Origin of the sequence: Pelagerythrobacter marinus, assembly GCF_009827515.1 — a bacterium.
GTDB lineage: Bacteria > Pseudomonadota > Alphaproteobacteria > Sphingomonadales > Sphingomonadaceae > Pelagerythrobacter > Pelagerythrobacter marinus.
This window is the reverse complement of sequence record NZ_WTYO01000009.1, coordinates 16,359-37,226: the sequence shown is the minus strand read 5'-3', so window position 1 is coordinate 37,226 and position 20,868 is coordinate 16,359. Positions and strand designations below refer to the sequence as shown.

Here is a 20,868-nt window from a genome sequence, read left to right as displayed (position 1 = left end):
GATCAGAGCTCCTCGCCCGTGATCGTCGTGTATTCGCCGGTCGCGGACGCGGTGTTGGCCGCCATCGTCGCGTCCGGCGAGGGGACGAGGCCGATCGAGGCCAGCGGACCGTCCTGGCCCCAGCTTTCCGCCCACTCGGCCAGGAATTCCTTGAGGCCGGGGATCGCGTCGAGGTGCGCCTTCTTGACGTAGACGTAGAGCGGGCGCGCGCCCGGGTACTGGAAGCTGGAGATATTCTCGTAGGTCGGCTCGACCCCGTTCATCGGCAGGCCCTGGACCTTGCCGGCGTTCTCCTCGAGGTAGGAATAGCCGAAGACGCCCACGGCCTTCGGGTTGTTGCCGATCTTCTGCACGATCAGGTTGTCCTGTTCGCCCTGGTCGACATAGGCGCCGTCCGAACGCACTTCGGTGCAGATCTGCGCGTGGCGATCCTCGTCGCTTTCCTTCAGCGCTTCCATCGCCGGGTCGGCATCGCAGCCGACTTCGAGCACGAGTTCCTTCAGCGCGTCGCGCGTGCCCGAGGTCGAGGGCGGGCCGTAGACGAGGATCGGCTCGTCCGGCAGCGAGGGATCGACATCGGCCCAGGTCTTGGCCGTCTGCTCTTCGCCGTAAGGGCGCGCGGCAATCGCCTGGTAGACGATTTCCGGGGTCAGGTTCATCATGATCCCGCCCTGGGCCGAGGCAAAGGCGATCCCGTCGAGGCCGACCTGCAGCTCGATGATCTCTTCCACGCCGTTGGCCTGGCAGGTTTCGAACTCGCTCGCCTTCATCCGGCGCGAGGCATTGACCATGTCGGGCGTGTTCGGCCCCACCCCTTCGCAGAACAGCGCGATGCCGCCGCCGGTGCCGGTCGATTCGATCAGCGGCGACCGGAAGTCGGGATGCGCGCGGGCGAAGTTCTCGGCCACGACCTTGGCGAAGGGATAGACGGTGGACGAACCGACCGCGCGGATCGAATCGCGCGTGCCGCCGGTGCCCGGGGCATCGCCGCAGGCCGAAAGCGAAAGCGCCGCGACGGCGGCGAGACAGATGGACTTGGTGAACTGCATTTTCTTACCCCTTGCAAGGTTGGGATCGGCTCTCGGGTATGAGCGATCCATGACAACTACATGACATGTGCGGGCGCGGTTTCCGCCCCCGATCAGAAATCGATCTGCGCGCGGACGCCGAAGGCATCGACGCCGTAGGACCGCTCGCCCCCGGCGGCGGGAATGGCCGCGCCGCGATACTCCATCCGGCCATAGTTGGCCATCAGCCGGGTATGGTCGGTCGGCGTCCAGACGAGCGAGAGGGCATAGCCATCCTGCGTGCCGCCGACGATCGCGGCCTCGGAAAGGTCGAGCCGGTCGTAACGCAGGTTGACCTGGATCGCGCCGAAGCCGCCTTCGCCCACCGGGCTGGCCGGCTTCACCCGGTCGAACACCCCGCGCTTGTACCCGCGCGTGTCGCCGCGGGTCAGGAACAGGCCGACTTCGGCATAGCCGCCGAAGAACGTCGGGTCGGCCAGGGCCCCGGGGCGATCGACTTTCTGCCAGAACCCTTCGGCCGCGGCGTGGAACGGCCCGGCGATCGCGGCCGCTTCCAGCCCCATGCCCAGCTCGCTGCCCGCCGCGAACCGGCCGGTGTCGATGAAGCGCGTATCGGTGAAATGGACGAAGGGCCGCTGGCGATAACGCAGCGTGGTGCCGCTTTCGTACTCGGCATAGTGGAGCGACCCGCCGAGGTGGAGCTGCGCCCCGCCCAGTTCGGGCATCGCGACGAGCCGGCCGTCCACGCTCCAGTTGCGGTTCGAAAGGTCGTCGGCATTGTCGCCGAACACGCCCGCCTGGACCAGCCAGCCATCGGCCGCGTATTGCGCCGAGAGGCCGACCCGCCGCTCGAAGCCGAAGGCGTCGGTGAAGGCGGCGCGTTCCATCGTCGAGATGAAGCGGCTGCTGGTCAGTTCCTCCAGCCCCTGGAACGTGTTGTGCTGCCCGGCCGAAACGGTCAGCCCGCCGTCGCCGTAAGTCGCGATGGCATCGGCGATCTCGACCTCGCCGCCGGCGAAATCGAGCTCGAACTTGTAGCCGAAGCCGCCCGGGATATCGCCCTCGACGCCGAGCCGGGCGCGGCGGATCTCGCTGCCGAAGCCGTCCTCCGCCCCGGTCGCGGCGGGGGCGGCGATGGTGCCGGCATCGATCTGCAGGCGCCCGCGCGGCTTGAAGCTCCAGCCGCCTTCGCCCTCGATCACCGGCGCGCCTTTCCAGCGGATCGTGGTCCCGCCCCTGCCGGCGGGTGCGCCGCCGGAAACGCCTTCGGCTTGCGCGTTCGCCGGATCGGCGGCGGCAGGCGCATCGTCCGCCGGAACGGCGGCAGGCGCATCGCCCGCGGCGGCCAGTTCGGCCTCGAGCGTCTCGATCCGCGCGGCCATGCGGGCCATCTCGGCGCGCATCGCGGCCAGCTCGCGGGCGGTCTCGCTCGCCGCGGGCGGCGTCGCCTGCGCGATGGCCGGGGCCGCGGCGAGCGGCATGGCCGCGAGGACGAGGCCGGGGGCGAACAGAATGTTTTTCATTTCGGTTACCCTTTTACGACCGATTTCTAACCGGTTGGCGGCGCCCGTATGCCTGTTTTGTGACGTTTCGATGACAGATTGCAGACGGGCGATCGCCGCGCGCGACCATCGGGGGCGCCCATCGCAGGCGGCGCTCGGGCGCTGCGGGCCCTTCCCGTCGCGCCTGTTGCGCGCGCGCCACCCCCGCGCGCCCGCCGGTGCCCCTCGCCGTAGCGGCAGGTTGCGGCGCGCTAGTTTCACTTGTAACGGCGCCGCAGCGAGGAGACCCGAGTCATGCGCATTGGCTGCCCCACCGAAATCAAGAACCACGAATACCGCGTCGGCCTGACGCCCGAGAGCGCGCGCGAGCTGATAACGCATGGCCACGAGGTCTGGATCCAGAGCGGCGCGGGCAACGGCATCGGCGCCGACGATGCCGAGTATCGCCAGGCCGGCGCGACGATCAAGGACGGGCCGGAGGAGATCTTCGCCGAGTGCGAGATGATCGTGAAGGTCAAGGAACCCCAGGCCGAGGAACGCGCCCGCCTGCGCGAAGGCCAGGTGCTGTACACCTATCTCCACCTCGCGCCCGACGCGCCGCAGACCGCCGATCTGGTGAAAAGCGGCGTGACCGCAATCGCCTATGAAACGGTGACCGGCCCCGACGGCTCGCTGCCGCTGCTCAAGCCGATGAGCCAGGTCGCCGGGCGGATGAGCGTCCAGGCCGGCGCCACCGCGCTGGAGAAGGCCCAGGGCGGGCGCGGCGTGCTGCTGGGCGGCGTGCCCGGCGTTCTGCCGGGCAAGGTCCTGGTAATCGGCGGCGGCGTGGTCGGCTTCAACGCCGCGCAGATGGCGGTCGGCCTCGGCGCCGACACGACCATCCTCGATCGCGACCCGGCGGTGCTCGAACGGGTCGGGATCCACTTCGAAAGCCGGGCCAAGACCCGCTTTTCCAACAAGGCCAACCTCGAAGACGCGGTGTGCGAGGCCGATCTCGTCATCGGCGCGGTCCTGATCCCGGGCGCGGCGGCACCCAAGCTGGTCTCGCGCGAGTTGCTGCGCTGCATGCAGCCGGGCGCGGTCCTGGTCGACGTCGCGATCGACCAGGGCGGCTGTTTCGAAACCAGCCACCCGACCACCCACGCGGACCCGACCTACGTGGTCGACGACGTGGTCCACTATTGCGTCGCCAACATGCCCGGCGCGGTCGCGCGCACCAGTACGTACGCGCTCAACAACGTGACCCTGCCGCACGCGCTGCGGATCGCCGACCTCGGCTGGAAAGAGGCCATGCGCCGCGATCCGCACCTCGCCGAAGGGCTGAACGTCCATGCCGGCAAGGTGACTTATGCCGCGGTCGCGCAGGAACTGGGCTACGATTACCACCCGGTCGCCGAGGTCCTGGCCTGACCCGTTCACGCCGGCCGGCCCCGGAACAGCGCCTGCGCGCCGCTTAACGGGGCGATAACCCGCACGCCCTAACGCTACGGCATGGGCGGGAATTCCATCCTGGGGGCAGCCGTCGCGGCGGCCCTGGCGATGATCGCTGCGCTGGCCACGCCGGCGGCGGCCCATCCCTGCCCGCCTGCCGCCTCCACCGTCAGCGTCCTGGCCGACCTGCCCGGCGATGCCGTCCTGCCCTGCACCGCCGCGCCCGCCCGGTTCCCGGCCGAAACGCTGGCGCTGCAGTTCGAACCGGACCCGGCCGGCCCGCCGCCGCGCTACCTGCTGATGAACCTCGGCCGGTTCGACCGGGTCGCCTTTGCCGTGGAGGGGCGCGACGGCTCCGTCGCCCGGTCGAGCGTGCCGATGGCCGATGCCATCGCGACCAGCGCCGGCCCCACGCTGGCCCTGCCGCTGCCGCGCGCGAGCGCGCCGCCGGCCCGGGTCGAGGCGCGGATTGAGGGGCTGTCGCACAAGGCCAGCCTCGAGAGCCTGCACCTTTCGAGCGAGCGGCCCGACCGGCGCCCCGGCCACGTCGGGCGGCTGGCGCTGATCGCGGTGCTGATCGGGATGCTGGCCATGCCGATCGTCTTCGACGCGCTGTTCTGGCGCGTGCTGCGCGATCGCTTCATCCTCTGGCACGCGGCCATGACCGCCTGCTTCATCCCGCTGGTCGCGCTGCGCAGCGGGATCGTGAACGAATGGTTCGCGCTGGATCCGATGGCCTGGCGCGCGGCGACGATCATGACGTTCGGTGCCGCGATCGCCGCCTGCCTGCTGTTCACCCGCCATTTCATCGAGGCGGACAAGCTCGGCGCGCGCCAGGCGCGGGCGATGGAATGGGCCGCGGCCTGGGCGCTGGCCGTCTCCGCGCTGCAGACGCTGTGGCCCGAATGGATGGTCCCGGCGGGCCTGCCCCTGCACGGGATCGCGCTGCTGCCGGTCATGGTCCTGTGGTTCCGCGTCGTCGGCAGCGCGCTCGCCCGCGGCAGCCGCGCGGTGCGGTTCCAGCTGGTGGGCTGGATCCCGCTGACGATCGTCTTCCTGGTCGAGATCTCGACCGAGCTGATGCCGGGCGTGCCCGCAGTGCGCACGCTGGACCTGTTCTACCTCGGCCTGGTGTGCGAGGCGACGGTGACCGCGCTCGGCGTGACCGACCGCTTCCTGACCCTGCGGCGCGAGCGCGACAGCGCCCGCCGGGTGGCGGCCGAGCTGGGCGACCTGGTCGAACGCGACCCGCTGACCGGGCTGATGAACCGGCGCGGCCTGGCCAAGCGTTTCCCGCAGCTCCGAGCCGAGGGATTCTCGACCTTCGCCCTGCTCGACCTCGACCGGTTCAAGGACGTCAACGACACCTTCGGCCACGCGGTCGGCGACGAGGTCCTGCGCACGGTCGCCGCGGTCCTTGCCGGCGAGCGCCAGCGCCATTCGGTCGCGGTGCGCATGGGGGGCGAGGAGTTCCTGCTGTTCCTGCGCGGCGAGCGCCCGACCGAGCGGGCCGAGCGGATCCGGCGCGCGATCAGCCTGCGCGTCGCGCGCGAGGTCACGCAGATCGACCGGGTCGTTACCGCGAGCATGGGGATGATCGAGATCCCCGACGGGGTGCCCGACACGATCGGGTTCGACGAGCTCTACGCCCGGGCCGACAAGCTGCTCTACGAAGCGAAGGAAGCCGGCCGCAACCGGTCGATGCACGAGCGGCTGACGCTGTTCGCCGCCGGGGGCACGGCGGCCGGCGCAGCCGCCTGAACGCGGCGCGGGCGGGCGCGATCAGCCGGCGCGGAACGGTGCGACGACATCGGCGCGCACCCGCACGAGGCGGCCGCTCGCGCGGTCGAGCATGGCCCAGGTGGTCGCGGCCGAAACGATGACCTTGCCCGCCGCGTTGCGGAAATCGACCCGCCGCAGCGAAGTCGCGCCGCGCGGATCGCCCTCGATCCAGGTCTCGCCGGCGACCTCCTCACCCGCCGCGACATTGCCGCGATAGTCGATCTCGTGCCGGGTCACGACCCAGGCGAAGGCGCGGGCGTGTTCGGGCCTTGCCGCCGCGTCCCAGTGCGCGGTGGCGATATCCTGCACCCATTGCACCCAGACCGTGTTGTTGACGTGGCCCATCACGTCGATGTGGCCCGGCAGGGCGGTGAAGGTCATGCGGAAAGGGCCGCTCATGCCTGCGCCGCCCCGGCTTCGGCATCGTTGCCGGCCATGCCCATCTGCCACAGGATGAAGGCGAATTCCTCGGCCGCTTCCTCGAGGCTTTCGAACCGGCCCGACTTGCCCCCGTGCCCGGCGCCCATGTTGGTCTTCAGCAGCAGCTCGTTGTCGTCGGTCTTCAGCGCGCGCAGGCGCGCGACCCACTTGGCCGGTTCCCAGTAGGTCACCCGCGGATCGTTGAGCCCCGCGGTGACCAGGAGCGGCGGATAGTCCTGCGCGCGCACGTTGTCGTAGGGGCTGTAGCTGCGGATCAGGTCGAAGGCCGCCTTGTCCTCGATAGGATTGCCCCATTCGGGCCATTCGCCCGGCGTCAGCGGCAGCGTGGGGTCGAGCATCGTGTTCAGCACGTCGACGAAAGGCACGTGGGCGACGACTGCGCCCCACAACGCGGGGTCCGAATTGATCACCGCCCCCATCAGTTCGCCTCCGGCCGACCCGCCCGAGATGCTGATCTGCCCGGCGCGGGTATAGCCGCGATCGATCAGCCCTTTCGCCACGTCGACGAAGTCGTTGAAGGCATTGGTCCGCCGTTCGAGCTTGCCCGCCTTGTACCAGGCGCGGCCCAGGTCGTCGCCGCCGCGAACATGCGCGATGGCATAGGCGAAGCCGCGATCGACCAGGCTCAGCCGGCTGGTGGAGAAGCCGGGCGGGATCGCGATCCCGTAAGCGCCGTAGCCGTAGAGGTGGAGCGGCCCGGCTTGCGGCCGGTCGGCGCGATAGACGATCGAGACCGGGATCGGCGTGCCGTCGCGCGCGGCGATCTCCAGCCGCTCGGTGCGATAGAGCGTCGCGTCGTAGCCGGAGGGGATTTCCTGCACCTTGCGCACGTCCAGCCGCCGTTCGGCCACGTGGTAATCGTAGACGGTGGAGGGGCTGACCATGCTCTCGTAGGAAAGGCGCAGCACCCCGGTCGCGAACTCGGGGTTGTTGCCCAGCGCGGCGCTGTAGCTCTCTTCGGGAAAGGCGATCGGTTCGACCCGCGCGGGATCGTCGTAATAGCGCACCTCGATCGTATCGAGGCCGCCCCGCCGCCCCTCGACCACGTAGAAATCGCGGAACAGCTCGAACCCGGTGAGGTAGAAGCCGTCCGAACCGGCGATCAGCGTGGTCCAGTCGCCCGGCCGCGCGAGCGGCGCGGTGGCGAGGCGGAAGTTCTCGTGCGTGTCGTTGGCATGGACGAACAGCGTCTCGCCATGCACGTCGACATCGTATTCGACGCCTTTCGCGCGTTCGCGCACCAGCAGCGGCCCGGCCAGCGGGTCGTCGGCCGGAACCAGGCGGACCTCGCTCGTCTCGTGGTCGCTGCTGCCGATCACGACCCATTTCTCGTCTGCCGAGAGCGACGAGCCGACGCGAAAGCCCTCGTCGTCCTCGTGATAAAGCTCGACGTCATCGGCCAGCGGGCGGCCCAGCCAGTGGAGCCGGGCATTGTCGGTGCGCCACTGTTCGTTGGCGAGCGAATAGATCAGCCCCGTGTCGCCCGCGACCCAGACCAGGGCCGACAGCGTGCCGGGAATCTCGTCGGGCAGCATCGCCCCCGTCGTCAGATCCTTGACCCGCACGGTGAAGCGTTCCGATCCGTTGTCGTCGATCGAAAAGGCCAGCTTGGTGCCATCCTGGCTGACCGACAGCGCGCCGACGCGGAAATAGGGCTTGCCCTCGGCCAGGGCCGGCTCGTCGAGGATCAGCTCGTCGGCGCTGCCGTCGTCCGGCGCGCCGACCGGGCGGCGCCACCATTTCTTGTACTCGGCCCCTTCCTCGAACTCGATCCAGTAGAGCCAGTCGCCGTCCTTCTGCGGCACCGAGCGGTCGGCTTCCTTGATCCGCGCGCGCATTTCGCCGAACAGGGCATCGACCAGCGGGCGATGCGGCTTCATCCGCGCCTCGAACCAGGCGTTTTCCGCCTCGAGGTGGGCGAGCACCGCCTTGTCGGTCACCGCGGGATAGCCGGGATCGCGCAGCCAGGCGTAATCGTCGGAAATCTCCACCCCGTGATGCGTTGTCGTCACGGGGCGCCGCGCCGCCACGGGGGGGCCGGACGGGGAATGTTCGGTGGCATGATCCATTCCGCGGCTCTATGTGGGCCACGAAAGGACCGCAACCATGCTGATGCAAACCCACGAAAGCCGTCTCGCCGCGCTGCGCGAGGAACTGAAGCGCCGCGGCCTGGACGGTTTCGTCGTCCCGATCTCCGACGAACACATGAGCGAATATATCGGCGGCTATGCCCAGCGCCTGGCCTGGCTGACCGGGTTCGGCGGATCGGCCGGCAGCGCCGTCGTCCTGGCCGACAAGGCGGCGATGTTCGTCGATGGCCGCTACACGATCCAGGTCCGCGAACAGGTGGACGGCAGCCTCTACGACTATTGCCTCGTGCCCAAGGTCTCGATGGGCAGGTGGATCGCCGACAACGCCCCTGCCGGCGCGAAGATCGGCTTCGATCCCTGGCTCCATACCAAGGGCTGGGCCGACCAGGTGGGCAAGGCGCTGGCGAAGAAGGGCAGCGAACTGGTCGCGGTCGAAAGCAACCCGGTCGATGCCGTGTGGGACGATCAGCCCGAACCTTCCACCGCCCCCGCGCTTGTGCACGCGGACGAGCACGCCGGCCGCTCGAGCGCGGAAAAGCGCGCCGAAGTGGCCGACTGGCTGAAACAGGAAGGCTACGACGCGGCGGTCGTCTCGGCGCTCGATTCGATCGCCTGGCTGCTCAACATCCGCGGCACTGATGTCGAGCGCACCCCGGTCGCCCTGTCCTACCTGATCGCGCATAGCGACGGCACGGCCGAGCTGTTCATCGCGCCCGAGAAAGTCACGCCCGAGCTGGAAAAGCACCTCGGCAATGCGGTGACGATTCGCGCGCGCAGCGAGTTCGACGGCGCGCTTTCGGCGATGAAGGGCAAGACCGTCTCGGTCGATCCCGATTTCGGCGTCGCGGCGATCTTCCGCCTGCTCGAGGAAGGCGGGGCGACGCCGGTGGCCGAGCGCGACCCGGTGATCCTGCCCAAGGCGATCAAGAACCCGGTCGAGCAGGAAGGGCACCGCAAGGCGCAGGAACGCGACGGCGCGGCGGTCGCGCGGTTCCTCCACTGGCTGTCGGTCGCCGCGCCCCAGGGCGGGGAGACCGAGCTTTCGGCGGCTGCCAAGCTGCAGGAATTCCGCCAGGCGACCGGCCTGCTGAAAGACAACAGCTTCGACACGATTTCCGCCGCCGGCCCGCACGCGGCGATCCCGCATTACCGGGTGGACGAGGATTCGAACCTGCCGATCGAGCCGGGCAGCGTGTTCCTGTGCGATTCGGGCGGGCAGTACCTCGACGGCACGACCGACATCACGCGCACGGTGTGGATCGGCACGCCCGACGGTTCGGCCGCCCCCTCGGCCGAGCAGAAGGATCGCTTCACCCGCGTGCTCAAGGGCCATATCGCGATCGACCGCGCGGTCTTCCCGCAGGGGACCAACGGCAGCCAGCTCGATGCGTTCGCGCGCCAGTTCCTGTGGCAGGCGGGGGTCGATTACGGTCATGGCACCGGGCACGGCGTGGGCAGCTTCCTCGGCGTGCACGAGGGACCGCAGCGGATCGCCAAGTCCAGCGGCGGCCAGGCCGGCACCGGGCAGGAGCTGTTCGCCGGGATGATCCTGTCGAACGAGCCGGGCTACTACAAGGGCGGCGAATACGGCATCCGGATCGAGAACCTCGTCCTGACCGTGAAGCGCGAGATCGAGGGCGGCGAGGGCGAGTGGCTGGGTTTCGAGCCGCTGACGTTCGTCCCGATCGATCGCACCCTGGTCGATCGCGCGCTCCTGACCGACGACGAGATCGCCTGGTGGAACGATTACCACGCGAAAACCCGCGCGATCCTCGCCCCGCAGCTCGAAGGCGAGGTTCTGGCCTGGCTGGAGGAAGCCTGCCGGCCGCTCTAGCCGCGCGCCGGGCCGGCCCCACCGTGGCACGGCGACGATCCCGCCCGATCGCGGGGCGCTTTCGCACGCGCCGATGTTCTGCTAATGTTCCGGCCTGGCGAGTCGCTGGCAAGGGAGAGAGGCGATGATCGGTTACGTGACACTGGGGACCAACGACCTGCAGGGCAATGCCGGGTTCTACGATGCCATCGCGAAAGAGATGGGCGTGGGCCGGATGATGGACTTCGACACCCACATCGCATGGGGCCAGTGGGACGGCGGCGCGGGCATCGCGCTGACCCGGCCCTATGACGGGCAGGCGGCGAGCGTGGGCAACGGCACGATGGTCGCGATCGAGGCGAAGGACCCGGACCAGGTGAAGCGCCTGCACGAGATCGCGCTGGCCAACGGCGGCACCGACGAAGGCGCGCCCGGGCCGCGTGGCGAACCCGATGGCGAGGGCCGGACCTTTTACGCCGCCTATTTCCGCGATCGCGACGGCAACAAGCTCAACGCCTTCTGCATGGTGAAGGGCTGATGCCCGCGCGGCCGATCGCCCGTTTCCCGGTCCACCTCGGCCGCGGGGCCACGGCCGTGGCGGAGCCGGAATTCACCGGGATGGAATGGTATGCCGACTATGCGCGGCGCCATGCCGGGGACGGGGCCGAAGGGCGGCTGGTCAGCTGGTCGCGCTTTACCGGGCCGTGGGAGTCGTGGGAAATGCACCCGGCAGGCGACGAAGTCGTCCTGTGTCTCGCCGGGCAAATGACTCTGCACCAGGAACATGCCGACGGGTCGCGCGACACGGTGACGCTGAACCCCGGCGAATATGCGATCAACCCGCCCGGCACCTGGCACACGGCCGATATTGCCGGGGGCGAGGCGACCGCGCTGTTCATCACCGCCGGCGAGGGGACCGAACACCGCCCGCGCTGACCGGCTTGCGCGGCGATGAACGGCCGGCGCGCGGTGCGACAATCCGCGACAATATCGGCCCGGTCCGGGATAATCCTGCGACAATGCCCCCCTAGAAGAGGCACCACGAGCTGCGGGCCCTGCCCGAACCAATCCCTCCCCCCCTTCCGGCGGGTCCGCGGCTCAACCCTCTCGCCCCTTCCAGTGGAGCCGACGACATGAAGACAATCGCCCTTCCCCTTTCCGCCGCCGCGCTGGCGCTTGCCGCCGGCACGCTCGCCCATGCCCAGGCCGATCGCGCCCCGCGCGGCCCCGATGCCGACGGCAACGGCGAAGTGACCCGCGCCGAGATGACCGCGCAGGCAGAGCGCATGTTCGCCCGGCTCGACGCCAATTCGGATGGCCGCATCGATGCCGCCGACCGCGCCGCCCGCCAGGCAGAGCGCTTCGCCCGGCTCGACGCCGACGGCAATGGCGAAGTGACGCAGGCCGAGATGGACGCTGCCCGGGCCGAACACCGCGCGAAGCGGGCCGAGCGGCGCGAGGCGCGCGCCGAACGCCGCGAAGCGCGCCGCGCCCAGCGCTTCGCGCGGATCGATACCGACGGCAGCGGCGGCATCTCGCAGGCCGAAATGCAGGCCGCGCGCGATACCCTCGGCAAGCGGGCCCGCGGCGAAGAGGCCCGCGAACGGCGCAAGGGCCATGGCCACAAGGCCGGCCGGCGCGGCGGCAGGAAGGCCGGCATGGCCATGCTGCGCCGGGCCGACAGCGATGGCGACAAGGCGGTGAGCCGGGCCGAGTTCCTCGCCGCGGCGGAGAAGCGCTTCGCCCGCGCCGATGCCGACGGCAACGGCGTGGTCACCGCCGCCGAACGCAAGGCCGCGCGCGAGGCCCGGCGCGAGACCATGCGCGAGCGGACCGAGCAGCGCCGCGACGCGCGCCGCCCCGGCTGACCGGCCGGCGCTTGATCCGCGCCGCCACGCAGGTCTAGGCCCGCGCGATGAACGACACCGCGACCATTCGCCTGCTGCTCGTCGATGACGAGGCAAGCCTGCGCGAACCCCTGGCCGACTACCTCGTCCGCCAGGGGTTCGTCGTCGAACAGGCGGCGGATGCGGCCGCGGCGCGCAGCCTCCTGCTGGGCGAGGCGCCCGATCTCGTCCTGCTCGACATCATGATGCCGGGCGAAGACGGGCTTTCGCTGTGCCGCCACCTGGTCGAATCGCGCGAGATCCCGGTCATCTTCCTGACCGCCAGGGGCGAGGCGACCGACCGCATCGTCGGCCTGGAAATCGGCGCGGACGATTATGTCGTCAAGCCGTTCGAGCCGCGCGAGCTGGTCGCGCGGATACGGTCGGTCCTGCGGCGCGCCAGCCGGCCGGCCCCGGCGGCCGAGGACGATGCCCATTACCTGTTTGAAGACTGGCGGCTGGACCCGCTGAAGCGCAAGCTGACCGATCCCGACGGGGCGCTCGTGCCGATCTCGACCGCGGAGTTCCGCCTGCTGCGCGCCTTCCTCGACCATCCGCGCGCGGTGCTCGACCGCGATCGCCTGCTCGACATGGTCCAGGGGCGCGAGGCGCACCTGTTCGATCGCGCGGTGGACAACCAGGTCAGCCGCCTGCGGCGCAAGATCGAGGAAGACAGCCGCAACCCGCACTTCATCCAGACCGTGCGCGGCGGCGGCTATCGTTTCGCCGCCGACGTGCGCCGCGTGGCGCAGGACCAGGGCTGAACCGTGCGGCTGTGGCCACGAAGCCTGCTGGGCCAGATGCTGCTGGCCGTGGCCGCGGTCCTCCTGCTGGCGCAGGCGATTTCGGCCACCTTGCTGTGGCGCGCGGCCGAGGCGCGGCGCGAAGCGGCGGTGATGAACGCCGCCGCCTTCTCGCTCGTCGTGCGCGGCCGGGACGGGCGCGAGGAGCGCGCGCTGCGCACCCCGCCGCGCCGGCCCGACGATTCCTTCGTCCGCGCGCTGCGGATCGAGCGGAGCCCCGCCTTCGCGCCCCTGCCCGGCGACGTGGCGGACGCGGAACGGGCCGAGGCCCTGCGTGCGATGGTCGAGAGCCACGGCGTCGCCGTGTCCGACCTGGCGGTCTTCGTGCGGCCCCTGGCATCGGACCCCTATCTCGCCACCCGTCCCCGGCTGCGCGCGCGCCTGCTGCGCGGTGGCGGGGACCGGCCGCGCCTGCTGGTCGCCGCGCTCAAGGCGCAGGGCGCGCAGGAATGGGCCGTCGCGCGGGTGCTGATCCCGGTGCGCCAGCGCGGCGTGCTCGGCTCGATCCTGTTCCAGACCCTGGTGATCTACCTCCTGCTGGTCGGGCTTCACTTCCTGCTGCTGCGTCGCATCACCCGGCCCCTGGCCGCGCTGACCGCGCGGACCGAAAGCTTCGCGCGCGACCGGAACGCCGACGGGCAGCTCGAAGCGCGCGGCCCGCACGACGTGCGCCGCCTGATCGCCGCTCACAACGCGATGGAGGCGCGCATTGCCGCCCTGCTGGACGAGAAGGACGTCATGCTCGGCGCGATCGGGCACGATCTGAAGACCCCGCTGGCGGCGCTGCGCGTGCGGATCGAATCGGTCGAGGACGAGGCCGAGCGCGCGAAGATGGCCGCCGGGATCGAGGATATCACCCGCTCGCTCGACGACATTCTCTCGCTCGCCCGCGTCGGCCGGGCGAGCGAGGCGCCCGAGCGGGTCGATCTCGCCGCGCTGACCGCCTCGGTGGTCGAGGAGTTCGAGGACATGGGCGACCCGGTGACGCTGGGCCCCACGGTGCGCGCCGCCCGCCCGGTCCACATCACCTGGCTGCGGCGCGGGCTGCGCAACCTGATCGCCAATGCCGTGCGCTACGGCGGCGCGGCCGACGTCTCGCTGACGCGCGAGGGCGGGCACCTGGTCCTGCGGGTCGAGGATCGCGGCCCCGGCATCGCGCCGGGCCGGATCGCCGACATGATGGAGCCGTTCACCCGCGGCGAGGCCTCGCGCAACCGGGAAACCGGCGGCGCCGGGCTGGGGCTGACGCTGGCCCGCGCGATTGCCGAGCAGCACGGCGGCGAGCTGGCCCTCGCCAATCGCGATGGCGGCGGGCTGCGGGCGGAGATTCGCCTGCCGGCCGGCTGACCGGCCGCACGCCTAGCGCATCAGCCCGCCGATCAGGTTCCGCACGAACCGGCCTGCCAGCGGCCCGGCAAGATCGGTCGCGATCGAGCCCAGGCCCGAAGTCGCCGCCGTCTTCATCGGGTTCGCGCGCGAACGCCGGCCGGTGATCGTGCTGGCCGCGATCGCCGCGCCCGAACTGGTCGCGGCGCCGATCGCGCGCTTCATCGCCTTGCTCCAGATCGAGGTGCTCTTGCGCGGCCGCTTCTCCACTTCCTCGCGGCCCTTCTCCTCCACTTCCTCGGCCGTGGCGGCGGCATCGGCGGCCTTCTGCGCCAGCACTTCCTCTGCGCTTTCGCGGTCGATCGCGGTATCGTATTTCCCGTCGAACGGGCTCACCGACTGGATGATCGCGCGTTCCTTGGCCGTGATCGGCCCCAGCCGGCTGCGCGGCGGCTTGATCAGAGTGCGCTGGACGACCGAGGGCGCGCCGTCTTCGAGCAGGGTGGAAACCAGCGCCTCGCCCACTTTCAGCTCGGTAATCGCCTGCTCGACGTCGAGGTCGGGATTGATGCGGAACGTCTCCGCCGCGGCCCGGATCGCGCGCTGGTCGCGCGGGGTGAAGGCGCGCAGGGCGTGCTGCACCCGGTTGCCGAGCTGGCCGGCCACGTCCTCGGGCACGTCGATCGGATTCTGGGTGACGAAGAACACGCCCACCCCTTTCGACCGGATCAGGCGCACGACCTGCTCGATCTTCTCTTCCAGCGCCTTGGGCGCATCGTCGAACAGCAGGTGCGCCTCGTCGAAGAAGAACACCAGCTTCGGCTTGTCCGGGTCGCCCACCTCGGGCAGGCTCTCGAACAGCTCGGCCAGGAGCCAGAGCAGGAACGTCGCGTAGAGCTTGGGGCTGCGCATCAGCTTGTCGGCCGCGAGCACGTTGACATAGCCGCGCCCCTGCTCGTCGCACTTGAGGAAATCGTCGATCTCCAGCGCCGGCTCGCCGAAGAAGCGATCGGCCCCCTGGCTCTCGAAGCTGAGCAGCTGGCGCTGGATCGCGCCGACGCTGGCGCGGCTGACATTGCCGTACTTCGCGCTCAGCTCCTTCGCGTTTTCGGCGCAGTGAGCCAGCATGGCCTGGAGGTCGCCGAGGTCGAGCAGGAGCAGGCCGTTGTCGTCGGCATGGCGGAACACGATCTGCAGCACGCCTTCCTGCGTGTCGTTGAGATCGAGCAGCCGCGCGAGCAGCAGCGGCCCCATTTCCGAAATCGTCGTGCGGATCGGGTGCCCCTGTTCGCCGTAGAGATCCCAGAACACCGCCGGATTGTCGGAATAGGCATAGTCGTCCATGCCCAGTTCCTTCGCCCGCTCCTCCAGCTTGTCGGCGTTCTTGAACGTCGGCGATCCGGCCATGGCAATGCCCGAGAGGTCGCCCTTCACGTCGGCCACGAAGACCGGCACGCCATTGGCGGAGAAGCTTTCGGCCAGGCCCTGCAGGGTCACCGTCTTGCCGGTGCCGGTCGCGCCCGCGATCAGCCCGTGGCGGTTGGCCCGCGCGAGGTTGAGGACCTGTTTCTCTCCGTTGTCGGCCAGCCCGAGAAAGATCTCACCCACTGCGCAAACCTCCCGCCTTGATGCCGCCATGGCATGGCCCACCCCGTCGGGCACGGTCAAGTTCCCGGCTTGGCCTATTTTCCCCGCGCCCCTAAGGCAGGGCGAATGGCGGACCACGCTCCTTTCGTATTGCTCGACGACGCCCGCGGCGACGGCGCTGCCGACGCGCGCCTCTACCAGGGGCCGGAGGAGGTCTTCGTGGCCCGGCGCGCGCAGGACGTCGCCGGCGTGCTGGAGGCCGCCGACAGCGCCCGGCGCGAACGCGGCGGCTGGCTGGCCGGGTTCGTCGCCTACGAGGCGGGGCTGGCGCTCGAACCCCGCCTCGCCCCGCTCGCGCAGCGGCGCGCCGGCGCGGCCGGGCCGCTTGTCTGGTTCGGCCGGTTCGCGCGCGAAACCGTGATCCCGGCGGGCCGGGTCGGCGAATGGCTGGCCGGCGAGGCGGAAGGCGCGACCACGCTCGGCCCGCTCGACCCGCAGGTTTCGCCGGGCGCCTATGGCGAGGCTTTCGCCCGCCTGCAGGAGGCGATCGGCGCGGGCGACATCTACCAGGCGAACCTGACCCTGCCGCTCGCCGGATCGTACCGCGGCGATCCGCTCGCGCTCTATGCCGCGCTGCGCCCGGCGGGGCAGGCCGGTTACGGCGGCGTCGTGTTCGACGGGCAGCACTGGTTGCTGAGCCTCTCGCCAGAGCTGTTCGTTTCGCTGAAAGGGCGCGAGGCGCGGGCCCGGCCGATGAAGGGCACCCGCCCGCGATCGGACGATCCGGCGCGCGACGATGCACTGGCCCGGGACCTGGCCGGGTCGGAAAAGGACCGGGCCGAGAACCTGATGATCGTGGACCTGCTGCGCAACGACCTGTCGCGCGTGGCCGAGCCGGGCAGCGTCCAGGTCGATGCGCCGTTCACGGTCGAGACTTACCCCACGGTCCACCAGATGGTGACGACGGTGCGCGCGCGGCTGGCCGAGGGGCACGGCGCGGCCGACCTCGTGCGGGCCATGTTCCCCTGCGGCTCGATCACCGGCGCGCCCAAGATCCGCGCGATGGAACTGATCGCCGAAGTCGAGCGCGACGCACGCGGCCCCTATTGCGGCGCGATCGGGCGGATCGGCCCGGTCGAGGGGGAGAGCGCGGACGATGCCGCGTTCAACGTCGCGATCCGCACGCTGCGGCTGACCCCGGTGGAGAATGCGCAAGGCACCGCCGTGCTCGGCGTCGGTTCGGCGATCGTGGCCGACAGCGCGCCGATGGCCGAATGGCGCGAGGCCGTGCTGAAGGGCGGCTTCGCCCGGCGCAGTTCCCCCGGCCACCGGGCGCCGGGCTTCGACCTGGTGGAAACCATGCGCTTCACCCCGGAGGAAGGGATCGCGCTGATCGAGCTGCACCTCGAACGGATCAAGGCCAGCGCGGCCGCGCTCGGCTTCGCGTTCGATCGCCATGCCGCGCGCAACCGCATCCAGGCCCTGTGCTTCGAGCTGGAGCGCGAATCGCGCGTGCGCCTGCTCGCCGCGCGCGGCGGCGCGATCGCGCTGGAGGCCGGCAACATGCCCGAACCGCCGGGCGAGCCGGTGCCGTGCATCGCGCTGCCCCTGCCGGTGGACCCGGGCGACTGGCGCCTGCGGCACAAGACGAGCGATCGCGGGTTCTACGAGGAAGCGCTCGCCGCCGCGCACGAGGCGGGGGCCGCGGAAGCGATCTTCGTGCGCGAGGACGGGCTGGTGACCGAAGGCAGCTTCACCAATCTCTATCGCCCCGGCTCCGGGGCGCTGGAAACGCCGCCCGAATCGCTCGGCCTGCTGCCGGGCGTGGGGCGCACGGCGTTGATCGAAAGCGGCCGCGCGCGCGAGGCGCGGCTGACCCTGGCCGACCTGGAAGGCGGGTTCCTGATCGGCAACGCCCTGCGTGGCCTGATGAAAGCACGACTGGCATGACGATCGACATTCTCTTCGAAGACGGCGAGGCGCTGGTGATCGACAAGCCCGGCGGGCTGCCGATCGAGCGGCCGCGCAAGGGCGGGCCCGCGCTGGAGGATCACCTCGATTCGCTGAAGCTCGGGTTCCAGCGCGCGCCGGTGGCGGTGCACCGCCTCGATACCGATACGTCCGGCTGCCTGCTCCTGGCGCGCAATCCGAAGGCGCTGAAGCGCTTTGCCCGCGCGTTCGAGGAACGCCAGGTCGCCAAGCGCTACCTCGGCATTCTCGACGGCGAGCCGGGCGAGGAGGAAGGGACGGTCGAACTGGCGCTGAGCAAGATTTCCAGCGCCGACAAGGGCTGGCGCATGATCCCGGCGCGCAAGGGCAAGCCGTCGCTGACCCACTGGCGCGTGGTCGCGCGCCGCGGCGGGCGCACGCTGGTCGAGTTCACCCCCGAAACGGGCCGCACGCACCAGATCCGCGTCCACGCGGCGAGCGGGATCGGAATGGCCCTGCTGGGCGACCCGGTCTATGGCAGCGGCAAGGGCGCGCCGCGCACGATGCTCCATGCCGCGGGCCTGTCCGTCACGCGCGGGAACAAGCCGCCGGTCGAGGCGACGGCACCCCTGCCGCCCGATTTCGCCGCGCTCGGGTTCGGCGATGGGTAGGATCCTCGATCGCGCGCTGGAGATCGCGGAGGAGAAGTTCATCGCCGCGAGCGGGCCGGGCGGGCAGAACGTCAACAAGGTGGCGACCGCGGTGCAGCTGCGGGTGGACGTGTTCGCGCTGGGCCTGCCGCCCGACGCCTTCGCGCGGCTGAAGGACATCGCCGGCAGCCGACTGACCCAGGGGGGCGAGATCGTGCTGACCGCGCGCGAATACCGCACCCAGGAACAGAACCGCGAGGCCGCCCGCGAACGGCTGGCGGCCCTGCTGAAAGAGGCGCTGACCCCGCCCGCCCGCCGCGCGAAGAGCCGGGTGAACCGCGTGGGCAAGGTCAAGCGGCTCAAGGCCAAGAAGGCGCGCGGCGCGGTCAAGGCCGGGCGCGGCAAGGTCGACTGGTGACGGCGCGCGCTTGACTTTCGCCGGTGAATCGCCCAATGGGCGCGCCGGAAGGGCGGTGCCGTGCGCGCCGCCTGTATTTTTTCGGGCAGGTCCGGCGGCACCGGGCGGCCCCCATCGATCTTTAGGAACACGCCATGGCGAAGCCCGCAACCGTCAAGATCAAGCTCGTCTCGACCGCCGACACGGGCTTCTACTACGTGACGAAGAAGAATCCCCGGAACATCACCGAGAAGCTGACCTTCCGCAAGTACGATCCCGTCGCGCGCAAGCACGTCGAGTTCAAGGAAGCGAAGATCAAGTAAGCTGAATCGCCGGAACCGGATCAATTCAGCGGCGGTTCAATGCTCCAGCCCTAACCGACGGAGCATGACAGTGCACGAGATCACCCTTTCCCCGCTGCGCCGCCTGGCGCGCGGAATCGCCTCTTTCCGGCCCGCCCGCCATCCGCGCGCGCTCGCCGTCGCGGCCGCCCTCGCGCTGGTCGCGCCGGCCGCCCTCGTCGCCCCCGCGGCGCCGGTCGCCGCGGCCGAGGGCGATCTCGACCGGGCCGTCGCCGCGCTGCGCGGCATTTCCACGATGAAGGCCGACTTCACCCAGACCGACCGCAAGGGGCGGACGGTTTCCGGGGTGATGACGCTCAAGCGGCCGGGCAAGATCCGCTTCCAGTACGAAAAAGGCGTGCCGCTGCTGCTGGTTTCGAACGGCAAGTCGTTCACCATGATCGATTACGAGGTGAACCAGGTCGAACGCTGGCCGATCTCCGATTCGCCGCTCGGCGCGCTGCTCGATCCCGCGCGCGACGTGAAACGCTACGGCAAGCTGGTCCCGACCGAGCACCCCGATGTCGTCGGCGTCGAGGTGCGCGATCCGGACAAGCCGCAGTTCGGGGTGATCACGCTGATCTTCACCCGCAACGCCTCGGCCCCCGGGGGTCTGCAGCTGACCAACTGGGTCGCGCTCGACGTGCAGAACAACCGCACGACTGTGCGCCTGCGCAACCACCGCTACGGCATGTCGGTGCCCGACAGCGCGTTCACCTACCGCGATCCGCGCCGCTCGACCCGCCGACCGGGGTGAACGGCTGCGCGCCGCGTCGTTCATGGCCTGCGACGAGGTGCGGCCGCTCGTTCATTGGTTAGAAAGCCGGCCATCCCTATCTTGTGCCTTGCAAGTCGGTGCGAGGCGGGTTTCCCCCCTGTTGCCCTGACCTCGCGACAACGCCGCCTTGCAACAGCGTGACGAACGCTAACATGGAACCCTCGTGCCAATGCCCCCGGCACGAGGGTTTTTTGTTGCCCGCCTGCCGGCCCGGCCGCGCGCCGGGCATCCCCCGGCTTGCCGCTGGCGGCCGGGACACCTAAGGCCGGGCCCATGCTTTCCATTGCCACCTGGAACATCAATTCGGTCCGCCTGCGTATCGAGCAGGTCAAGCGCGTGATCGAGGAACAGTCCCCCGACGTCCTCTGCCTGCAGGAAATCAAGTGCCAGGAAAGCCAGTTCCCGGCCGCCGCGCTGGCCGACATGGGCTACGTCCACCAGGCCGTGCACGGGCAGAAGGGCTATCACGGGGTGGCCACGGTCAGCCGCATCCCGATGCGCGAGTTTTCCCGCCACGACTGGCAGGACAACGGCGAGGCGCGGCACGTGGGGGTGGAGCTGCTCGGCCCCGGGCAGAACGTCGTGCTGGAAAACGTCTATATCCCCGCCGGCGGCGACGTCGCCGACCGCGAGGTCAATCCCAAATTCGGGCAGAAGCTCGACTTCCTCGGCCGGATGACCCGCTGGGCCGAGGCGATCGACCGGCCGACGCTGATCGTCGGCGATTTCAACATCGCGCCGCTGGAATGCGACGTCTACGATCACAAGGCCCTGCTCAAGGTCGTCAGCCACACGCCGATCGAGGTCGAGACGCTCGGCCGGTTCCGCGACGCCCATGGCTGGGTGGACCTGGGGCGCGAGTTCATCCCCGCGCCGGAACGGAATTACTCGTGGTGGTCCTATCGCAGTTTCTGGCGCCAGAAGGACCAGGGCCGGCGGCTCGACCACATGTGGGCCAGCCCCGACCTCGCGCGCCAGGCGACCGGGCACCGCTTCGTCGAGGAAACGCGGCGCTGGGAAAGCCCGAGCGACCACGTCCCGCTGGTGACGGAGTTCGCGCTCTGAGCGCGCCGGCTCCCGGCCC

The 20,868-nt window shown here is 70.3% G+C and carries 19 protein-coding genes; 14 read left to right on the top strand and 5 right to left on the bottom strand.

The window, feature by feature from the left end; all coding sequences use genetic code 11:
* Positions 1-2: 2 nt before the first annotated feature.
* Together GRI72_RS14090 and GRI72_RS14085 are read right to left on the bottom strand one after the other, a co-directional pair.
* The gene (locus GRI72_RS14090; RefSeq protein ID WP_160734549.1) at positions 3-1,049 is read right to left on the bottom strand and encodes a substrate-binding domain-containing protein; all 1,047 of its coding nucleotides are present in this window, start codon (positions 1,047-1,049) and stop codon (positions 3-5) included.
* Positions 1,050-1,141: 92 nt separating this feature from the next.
* Positions 1,142-2,551: an OprO/OprP family phosphate-selective porin gene (locus tag GRI72_RS14085; protein ID WP_160734548.1), complete on the bottom strand. Its 1,410-nt coding sequence runs from the start codon at positions 2,549-2,551 to the stop codon at positions 1,142-1,144.
* A 273-nt stretch (positions 2,552-2,824) separates the two neighbouring features.
* Here GRI72_RS14085 and ald point away from each other — a divergent pair, with 273 nt between their 5' ends.
* Together ald and GRI72_RS14075 are read left to right on the top strand one after the other, a co-directional pair.
* On the top strand, positions 2,825-3,940 hold the full coding sequence (gene ald, locus GRI72_RS14080) for an alanine dehydrogenase (RefSeq protein ID WP_160734547.1): 1,116 nt from the start codon (positions 2,825-2,827) through the stop codon (positions 3,938-3,940).
* An 81-nt stretch (positions 3,941-4,021) separates the two neighbouring features.
* Positions 4,022-5,722: a GGDEF domain-containing protein gene (locus GRI72_RS14075; RefSeq protein ID WP_160734546.1), complete on the top strand. Its 1,701-nt coding sequence runs from the start codon at positions 4,022-4,024 to the stop codon at positions 5,720-5,722.
* Between the two features lie 21 nt (positions 5,723-5,743).
* On the opposite strand, the gene GRI72_RS14070 is transcribed toward GRI72_RS14075, so the two are convergent.
* Entirely contained in the window at positions 5,744-6,142 is a 399-nt protein-coding gene (locus tag GRI72_RS14070) for an acyl-CoA thioesterase (RefSeq protein WP_160734545.1), read from the bottom strand.
* Entirely contained in the window at positions 6,139-8,253 is a 2,115-nt protein-coding gene (locus GRI72_RS14065) for a S9 family peptidase (protein ID WP_160734544.1), read from the bottom strand. The genes GRI72_RS14070 and GRI72_RS14065 overlap by 4 nt, the downstream gene beginning before the upstream one ends.
* 37 nt (positions 8,254-8,290) lie before the next feature.
* Here GRI72_RS14065 and GRI72_RS14060 point away from each other — a divergent pair, with 37 nt between their 5' ends.
* The 6 genes from GRI72_RS14060 to GRI72_RS14035 all read left to right on the top strand — a co-directional run bounded on the left by GRI72_RS14060 (position 8,291) and on the right by GRI72_RS14035 (position 14,123).
* Positions 8,291-10,108: an aminopeptidase P family protein gene (locus tag GRI72_RS14060; RefSeq protein ID WP_160734543.1), complete on the top strand. Its 1,818-nt coding sequence runs from the start codon at positions 8,291-8,293 to the stop codon at positions 10,106-10,108.
* A gap of 124 nt (positions 10,109-10,232) precedes the next feature.
* Positions 10,233-10,625: a VOC family protein gene (locus tag GRI72_RS14055; RefSeq protein ID WP_160734542.1), complete on the top strand. Its 393-nt coding sequence runs from the start codon at positions 10,233-10,235 to the stop codon at positions 10,623-10,625.
* Positions 10,625-11,023: a cupin domain-containing protein gene (locus tag GRI72_RS14050; protein ID WP_160734541.1), complete on the top strand. Its 399-nt coding sequence runs from the start codon at positions 10,625-10,627 to the stop codon at positions 11,021-11,023. Before GRI72_RS14055 ends, GRI72_RS14050 begins: the two co-directional genes overlap by 1 nt.
* 197 nt (positions 11,024-11,220) lie before the next feature.
* Complete coding sequence (locus tag GRI72_RS14045; protein ID WP_160734540.1) at positions 11,221-11,955, top strand: EF-hand domain-containing protein; 735 nt, start codon at positions 11,221-11,223, stop codon at positions 11,953-11,955.
* Positions 11,956-12,002: 47 nt separating this feature from the next.
* A complete protein-coding gene (locus GRI72_RS14040; RefSeq protein ID WP_160734539.1) occupies positions 12,003-12,737 on the top strand; it encodes a response regulator in 735 nt (244 codons plus the stop codon).
* A 3-nt stretch (positions 12,738-12,740) separates the two neighbouring features.
* Positions 12,741-14,123: a sensor histidine kinase gene (locus GRI72_RS14035; protein ID WP_337191203.1), complete on the top strand. Its 1,383-nt coding sequence runs from the start codon at positions 12,741-12,743 to the stop codon at positions 14,121-14,123.
* Positions 14,124-14,135: 12 nt separating this feature from the next.
* On the opposite strand, the gene GRI72_RS14030 is transcribed toward GRI72_RS14035, so the two are convergent.
* Complete coding sequence (locus tag GRI72_RS14030; RefSeq protein WP_337191202.1) at positions 14,136-15,710, bottom strand: helicase HerA-like domain-containing protein; 1,575 nt, start codon at positions 15,708-15,710, stop codon at positions 14,136-14,138.
* Between the two features lie 105 nt (positions 15,711-15,815).
* Between GRI72_RS14030 and pabB the strand changes: the two genes are divergently transcribed.
* From pabB to GRI72_RS14785, 6 genes are all read left to right on the top strand, one after another.
* Positions 15,816-17,639, top strand: a complete 1,824-nt coding sequence (pabB, locus tag GRI72_RS14025) for an aminodeoxychorismate synthase component I (RefSeq protein WP_160734537.1) — start codon at positions 15,816-15,818, stop codon at positions 17,637-17,639.
* Entirely contained in the window at positions 17,636-18,289 is a 654-nt protein-coding gene (locus tag GRI72_RS14020; protein ID WP_160734536.1) for an RluA family pseudouridine synthase, read from the top strand. Before pabB ends, GRI72_RS14020 begins: the two co-directional genes overlap by 4 nt.
* Positions 18,282-18,686, top strand: a complete 405-nt coding sequence (arfB, locus tag GRI72_RS14015; RefSeq protein WP_160734535.1) for an alternative ribosome rescue aminoacyl-tRNA hydrolase ArfB — start codon at positions 18,282-18,284, stop codon at positions 18,684-18,686. The genes GRI72_RS14020 and arfB overlap by 8 nt, the downstream gene beginning before the upstream one ends.
* 134 nt (positions 18,687-18,820) lie before the next feature.
* Positions 18,821-18,988: a 50S ribosomal protein L33 gene (gene rpmG / locus GRI72_RS14010; RefSeq protein ID WP_160734534.1), complete on the top strand. Its 168-nt coding sequence runs from the start codon at positions 18,821-18,823 to the stop codon at positions 18,986-18,988.
* A gap of 103 nt (positions 18,989-19,091) precedes the next feature.
* Entirely contained in the window at positions 19,092-19,763 is a 672-nt protein-coding gene (locus tag GRI72_RS14005; RefSeq protein WP_419880248.1) for a LolA family protein, read from the top strand.
* A 294-nt stretch (positions 19,764-20,057) separates the two neighbouring features.
* Positions 20,058-20,849, top strand: a complete 792-nt coding sequence (locus GRI72_RS14785; RefSeq protein WP_237487210.1) for an exodeoxyribonuclease III — start codon at positions 20,058-20,060, stop codon at positions 20,847-20,849.
* Positions 20,850-20,868: the final 19 nt, after the last annotated feature.